This is a genomic window from Streptomyces sp. NPDC087844, assembly GCF_044742785.1.
Classification (GTDB): domain Bacteria; phylum Actinomycetota; class Actinomycetes; order Streptomycetales; family Streptomycetaceae; genus Streptomyces.
Window position 1 is genome coordinate 174,827 of sequence record NZ_JBIUVD010000021.1, and the last position, 6,498, is coordinate 181,324.

A 6,498-nucleotide genomic window follows, 5' to 3' on the forward strand; every position below is an offset into this window, starting at 1 on the left:
CAGCACCCACCACCCAGCACCGAGCACCGAGCACCTGGCGCCGGGAACTCCGTACCCCGCGTCGCACCACGAACCCCCGGGCGCTCCGTAACGCCCGTCCCCCGCACAGCAGCACAGAAAGAGGTCGGCACGATGAGAAGAAGGACGGCAGTTCTCGCCCTCGGCACCGCCGCCACGATGGTCCTGACCGGCTGTAGCAGCATGAGCGGCTCCCAGGCCGACGGCACGGTCACCCTCAACATGGTGGAGAGCCTGACCAACCCCGCCCGTACGGACCTGATCAAGGGCCTGATAGCGGACTTCCAGAAGCAGAACCCCAAGATCAAGGTCAACCTGATCTCGCCGCCCACCGAGCAGGCAGACCAGAAGATCCAGCAGATGCTCCAGTCCGGCAGCGGGGTCGACACCCTCGAAGTACGGGACACGACCGTCGGACCCTGGTCGAACAACGGCTGGATCTACGACATGAAGAAGGACCTCACGTCCTGGAAGGGCTGGGAGGCGATGACGGAGAACGCCGTCAAGGCATCCCAGGACGCCGAGGGCAAGACGTACTTCGTCCCGTACGGCTTCTACGGTCTGAGCGTCTTCTACCGCACCGACCTGATCAAGGAGGCCGGCTTCAGCAAGCCTCCGGCCACCTGGGACGAACTCCTCGAACAGGCCTCCGCCATCCACGACCCGGCCAAGCGCAAGTACGGGTACGCCTTCCGCGGCGGAGCCAACGCCCAGGGCAACGCCACCGCAGTCATCGAGGCGTACGTCGCCGACGAGATCGACTCCGCCGACGGCTTCAAGCTGAAGAACGGCAAGACGATCTTCTCCGCCCCCGAGGCGCTCGACGCCATGCAGACCTACCTCAAGCTCTTCAAGGACGCGTCGCCCAAGTCGTCCGTCTCCTGGGGCTACCCCGAGATGGTCGAGGGCTTCTCGAACGGCTCCACGGCCTTCCTGCTGCAGGACCCCGAAGTGATCGCCACCGTGTCGGAGTCCAAGTCCATCAAGAAGGACCAGTGGAGCACCGCCCCGCTGGTGGCGGGCCCCAGCGGCAAGACCGTACAGCCGCTGGCCACCGCCGGATGGGGCGTCGCGAAGGGCAGCAAGCACAAGAAGGAAGCGGTCGAGCTGGTCGAGTTCCTCTCCGAGGGTGAGGCGTCGACGAGCTTCACCAAGAAGAACAGCCTGGTGCCGATCCTCAAGTCGGCCGCCGAGGACCCGTTCTACAAGACCGGCCCCTGGTCCAGCTACGTCACCATGACGGAGAACCCGGACACCTACCTCAACGTCAGCCAGCCGCGCGGAGTCGCTTGGTGGGCCGAGTGGCAGCAGAAGGCCGACGCCGACATCCAGAAGATGGTCCTCGGCAAGACGACGCCCAAGGAACTGCTGGCCGGCTGGGACACGTACTGGACCGAGAAGCGGCAGCAGGAGAACTAGCCATGCCCACCGCGTCCGAGACGACGTCAGCGACGGGACCGGCAGAAACACCGAAGACAGCTTCGGCGGGGGCCTCCGGCAACGGGGGCGCCCGGCCCGTCCGCAAGGTCCAACCAGGCCGCCGCAAGCCGGAGTTCACCGCTCGGCGCGGTTTCCTCATCACTCTCTTCATGGCACCGGCCGCGATCTTCGTGGCGGTCTTCACGTACTACCCGATGATCGCCGGCAGCCAGATGGCCTTCCGCCACTGGAACCTGACGGACCTGACCGACACCTCCTGGGTGGGCCTGCGGAACTTCCGCGACGTCTTCGCCGACCCCGCCTGGGGCACCGTACTGAGCAACACCGCGATCTGGGTGGTCGGCTCGATCGTGCCCCAGCTGGTGATCGGCTTCGCCCTCGCCCTGTGGCTGCGCCGCAGGTTCCGCTTCCGCGGGCTCTACCAGGCGCTCATCTTCTTCCCCTGGGCGATCTCCGGATTCCTCATCGGCATCCTGTTCCGCTGGATGTTCAACAGCGAGTTCGGCGTCGTCAACGACCTGCTCCAGAAGGCCGGCCTGATCGACGAGCCGGTCGCCTGGCTGGCCGACCCCAAGACCGCGATGTTCGCCGTCGTGATCGCCAACATCTGGTACGGGGTCACCTTCTTCACGATCATGATCCTCGCCGCGCTGCAGTCCATCCCCGAGGAGCTGTACGAGGCCTCTGCGCTGGACGGCGCCGGCAAGGTGCGCACGCTCTTCCAGATCACCATTCCGTACATCCGCGTCACGCTCGCGCTGACCGTGCTGCTGCGCATCATCTGGATCTTCAACTTCCCCGACCTGATCTTCGGGATGACCGGCGGCGGACCGAACAACGAGACGCACATCGTGACCACGTGGATGATCAAGATCACGCAGCAGGGTGACTACGGCAGAGCCTCCGCGCTCGGTCTCATCGTCGTCGCCACGCTGCTGGTGTTCGCGGTCTTCTTCCTCCTGGCCACGCGCGAGAAGCGAGAGGTGAAGCCGTGATCGGCAAGGAGTCCACGGCGGGCCGGGTCACCAAGTTCAGCTTCCTGGGGCTGTGGCTGGTCTTCACCGTCTTCCCCCTCTACTGGATCACCATCACGTCCCTCAAGGCGCCCGGGGACATCTTCGCCTTCCCGATCGCCTACTGGCCCGAGCACTTCTCGCTGGAGAACTACAGCGGACTGTTCGGCAAGGCCGACTTCGGCGTCTACCTCACCAACAGCCTCATCGTGGCCACCGTCGCCGCCGCGATCGCCACCGTCATCTCCATGCTGTCGGCGTACGTACTGGCCCGCTTCGAGTTCCGTACGAAGTCGGCGCTGCTGATGGCCGCCCTGGTGACCCAGATGATTCCGACGTTCATCGCGCTGGGGCCGCTGTACCTGCTGATGACCGACCTCAAGATGGTCGACAACCGGCTCGGGCTCATCCTCGTCTACATCGCGGTCTGCATCCCGTTCTGCACCGTGATGCTCCGCGGCTTCTTCGAGAACATCCCGGACGCGCTGGAGGAGGCCGCGATGATCGACGGCCTGTCCCGGTTCGGGGCGCTGTTCCGGGTGCTGCTGCCGGTGATGCGGCCGGGGATCATAGCGGCGTTCATCTTCAACTTCGTCAACTGCTGGAACGAGCTGTTCCTGTCGGTGACGCTGATGAACAGCGACAGCAACAAGACCGTGCCGACGGCCCTGAACGGGTTCATCTCCAGCTTCAACATCGACTGGGGCTCGATGTCCGCGGCGGCGGTCCTCACCATCCTCCCCACGATGATCCTGTTCGCCTTCGCCAGCCGCCACATAGTCCAGGGCCTGACGGCGGGCGCGGTAAAGGGCTGACGGCTCCTTTCAGGGGCGCTGTCCTTCAGGGGCGCGGGGAACGGCGCAGTCTTCTGTCTTCAGTCAGGGGCGCGGGGAACGGCGCAGTCCTTTGGTATTGAGGGGCGCGGGGAACGGCGCACCCAGCCACGGCCGGTCCGCACCCACGAACGACCACCAGCCCCGCGGGGGGCACTGACGGACGAGCCCGTCAGTGCCCCCCGCCCAGCTCACCGCTGAGGTGCCCGTGCAGCCGAGCACTGGGCCCGTTCAGCCCGACGATCTCCACCGTCTTGCCGCGCTGGGCGTACTTGGCCTCGACGGCGTCCAAGGCGGCCACGGACGTGGCGTCCCAGACATGCGCGGCCGTCAGGTCGATGACGACCCGGTCGGGGTCGGTGGCGTAGGCGAACCGGCCGACGAGGTCGTTGGAGGAGGCGAAGAAGAGCGCGCCGGTGACGGCGTAGACGACCTGGCCGCCGTCCGGGTCGGTGACCGGGGTGACGTCGGCGAGGTGGGCCACCCGCCGGGCGAAGACGACCATGGCCGTGACGGAGCCGACGACGACGCCGATGGCGAGGTTGCCGGTGGCGACGACACACGCGACGGTGATGACCATGACGGCGATCTCACCGAACGGCATCCGCCTCAATGTCCTGGGCGCGATGGAGTGCCAGTCGAAGGTCGCGAAGGACACCATCACCATCACGGCGACCAGGGCGGCCATCGGGATGTCGGAGACGACCGGGCCGAAGACGATGCACAGCACCATCAGGAACGCACCGGCCAGGAAGGTGGACAGCCGGGTGCGGGCGCCGGAGACCTTCACGTTGATCATCGTCTGGCCGATCATGGCGCAGCCGCCCATGCCGCCGAAGAAGCCGGTGACGATGTTGGCGACGCCCTGCCCGATCGACTCCCGGGTCTTGGAGGAGTGGGTGTCGGTGATGTCGTCGACCAGCTTGGCCGTCATCAGCGACTCCATCAGACCGACCAGCGCCATGGCGAGCGCGTAGGGGGCGACGGTGGTGAGGGTGTCCAGGGTGAAGGGCACGTCGGGCAGGCCCGGCACCGGCAGGGAGGACGGCAGGTCGCCCTTGTCCCCGACGGTCGGCACCGCGATCCCGGCGGCGAGGGTGATGGCGGTGAGGACGACGATGGACACGAGCGGGGCCGGGACCACGGTGGTGATCCTCGGGAAGAACACCATGAGGACGAGCCCGCCGATGATCAGCGGGTAGACGGGCCACGGCACGTCGTGCATCTCGGGGACCTGGGCCATGAAGATCAGGACGGCGAGGGCGTTCACGAAGCCGACCATCACGCTGCGGGGCACGAAGCGCATCAGCTTCGCGACGCCGAGCGCGCCGAGGGCGATCTGGATGACGCCGGCCAGGATGACCGCGGCGACCAGGTATCCCAGACCGTGCTCGCGGTTGAGCGGGGCGATGACCAGGGCCACGGCGCCGGTGGCCGCGGAGATCATCGCGCGGCGACCGCCCACGACGGAGATGGTCACGGCCATGGTGAAGGACGCGAACAGGCCGATCGCCGGGTCGACCCCGGCGATGATCGAGAACGAGATCGCCTCGGGGATCAGCGCGAGCGCCACCACCAGACCGGCCAGCACCTCGGTGCGCCAGACCTTCGGGTCGGACAGCCAGTCGGGACGCAGTCCACGCAGCCGCGCGACCGGGGACCGCGAGGACAGTGAGGCCGGCGATGACGGCGAGGACAATGGGGGCGGAGCGGGCGTGGGCAAGGAGAAGGCCTGTCGTACTCGGGCACGCCCGGCCTCGGCCCAGGGCGTGACAGGAAGGGGCAGAGGGGGGAGCGGTGCTGTCCCGGAGGCGTCGGCGTCGTCGCTCCTGCGCGGTCGGTGGCCACGGGAACTTTTCTTCCGTCCCCCGGAGTGGGAACGACATGGAACCGACCTGATGATCACATACTTTACCTCGACGTCACGGTAGCGATCGACGTCGGCCGCCCCATGGCCCGGGCGACGGACACAGACGAGACAGACGAGAGACAGACGAGGTAGGGCGCCCGAATGAGCAGCGAGCACATGCAGATCGGCGAGGTCGGCGCGCGCACGGAGCTGCCACTGCGCATGATCCGCCACTACGAGGCGACCGGCCTGGTCGCCCCCTCCGCCTGCTCCCAGGGCGGCTTCCGCCTCTACACCAGGGAGGACGTCGCGCGGCTGAAGGCGATCCGCCGTATGCAGCCGCTCGACTTCACCCTGGAGCAGATGCGCGACCTGCTGGCCGTCACCGACCGCCTCGACTCCGACGACGGCCTGACGGCGTACGAGCGGCAGTCCCTGCTGAGGCGCGTCCGTGAGTACGAGGAGCATGCAGTCTGGCAGGTGGAGAAGCTGCGCGCGCAGCTGGCGGAGGCGGAGGAGTTCGCCCAGACGCTCCGCAAGCGCCTGAACCGTGACCGGGACCGCGGTCGGGATGGGGACCGGGGTCGGGACCGGAACCGCGACCGGGCCACCACGGCCTGAGCCGGTTCCGCCGCTACTCGAACGCGCACCCGGGATTCGGGGCGTCCTCGGAGAAGGGCGCGCCGTGCGGCAGTACGTAGAGCACGGTGAGGACGACCGGCGTGTCCCCCAGGTTGCGGCCTATGTGGACGTTGCCTGGCCCGGCCGGCTCCTGGATGCCGCTGCCCTGCGGATACACGCCGTCCGAGGCGCACGTGGAGTCGAAGTGGCTGAGCGTGCCCTGCTTCACGTACGCGTGAAGCGGGCCGTCGTGGTAGTGCCAGCCGGTGGCCTGACCGGGCGGCACGGTGATCTCCCGGACGACGTAGTCGGTGCCGCCGACCGTCGTCCGGGCGATCAGTGTGCCGGTGACGCCGGGCCCCGGCGGGGTCGCCCGGGCTGTTCCCCCGGCCAGGACGGTGACGGCGGCGACCGCGCCGACCACCGCGGTGCGGAACGAGGTACGCATGGGCAGGGCCTCCGGGTTCGTGGGGCGAGGCGACAAGGTGCCGCAGTGAACATAGAGGCAACCGTGGCCTGTTGGCCCGACAACGCGCGAACTCTTCGCCACCGGTAGGCAGTTGAAGATGGCCGGCCGAGCGTCCAGGCACCGAAGGCGGCAGGACGCGCAGACGCCGGTGGCCGACGTCGGGGGGGGTGCCTCTATGTCCTTCGTCAAGGCACCCCTGTCGGGTTTGGGGTGATTCAGGCTTGCTGGGGTCATGCGGCGAGTTCAACGTCCGCA

General features: G+C 67.7%; 6 protein-coding genes. 4 read left to right on the forward strand and 2 right to left on the reverse strand.

The window, feature by feature from the left end; genetic code table 11:
- Positions 1-132: 132 nt before the first annotated feature.
- From ACIOKD_RS32710 to ACIOKD_RS32720, 3 genes are read left to right on the forward strand one after another with little or no spacing between them, the layout of a single operon-like run.
- Positions 133-1,437, forward strand: coding sequence for an ABC transporter substrate-binding protein (locus ACIOKD_RS32710; protein ID WP_402091212.1), 1,305 nt, complete (start codon positions 133-135; stop codon positions 1,435-1,437).
- A 2-nt stretch (positions 1,438-1,439) separates the two neighbouring features.
- A complete protein-coding gene (locus tag ACIOKD_RS32715) occupies positions 1,440-2,453 on the forward strand; it encodes a carbohydrate ABC transporter permease (RefSeq protein ID WP_402091215.1) in 1,014 nt (337 codons plus the stop codon).
- Complete coding sequence (locus tag ACIOKD_RS32720; RefSeq protein WP_402091217.1) at positions 2,450-3,286, forward strand: carbohydrate ABC transporter permease; 837 nt, start codon at positions 2,450-2,452, stop codon at positions 3,284-3,286. The genes ACIOKD_RS32715 and ACIOKD_RS32720 overlap by 4 nt, the downstream gene beginning before the upstream one ends.
- A 190-nt stretch (positions 3,287-3,476) precedes the next feature.
- Here ACIOKD_RS32720 and ACIOKD_RS32725 read toward each other — a convergent pair whose 3' ends face one another.
- On the reverse strand, positions 3,477-5,003 hold the full coding sequence (locus ACIOKD_RS32725) for a SulP family inorganic anion transporter (RefSeq protein WP_402091219.1): 1,527 nt from the start codon (positions 5,001-5,003) through the stop codon (positions 3,477-3,479).
- 312 nt (positions 5,004-5,315) lie between these two features.
- Between ACIOKD_RS32725 and ACIOKD_RS32730 the strand changes: the two genes are divergently transcribed.
- Positions 5,316-5,774 carry a MerR family transcriptional regulator gene (locus ACIOKD_RS32730; protein WP_402091221.1) on the forward strand — a complete coding sequence of 153 codons (459 nt, stop codon included), beginning with the start codon at positions 5,316-5,318 and terminating at the stop codon, positions 5,772-5,774.
- 13 nt (positions 5,775-5,787) lie between these two features.
- Here the strand turns inward: ACIOKD_RS32730 and ACIOKD_RS32735 are convergent, their stop codons facing one another.
- Positions 5,788-6,222, reverse strand: a complete 435-nt coding sequence (locus tag ACIOKD_RS32735; protein ID WP_402091223.1) for a cupin domain-containing protein — start codon at positions 6,220-6,222, stop codon at positions 5,788-5,790.
- Positions 6,223-6,498: the final 276 nt, after the last annotated feature.

Excerpts from the sequence above, each read along its gene's own strand:
- ACIOKD_RS32730 (WP_402091221.1), top strand. The coding sequence starts at position 5,316 with ATGAGCAGCGAGCACATGCAGATCGGCGAGGTCGGCGCGCGCACGGAG.
- ACIOKD_RS32715 (WP_402091215.1), top strand. The coding sequence starts at position 1,440 with ATGCCCACCGCGTCCGAGACGACGTCAGCGACGGGACCGGCAGAAACA.
- ACIOKD_RS32710 (WP_402091212.1), top strand. The coding sequence starts at position 133 with ATGAGAAGAAGGACGGCAGTTCTCGCCCTCGGCACCGCCGCCACGATG.
- ACIOKD_RS32735 (WP_402091223.1), bottom strand. The coding sequence starts at position 6,222 with ATGCGTACCTCGTTCCGCACCGCGGTGGTCGGCGCGGTCGCCGCCGTC.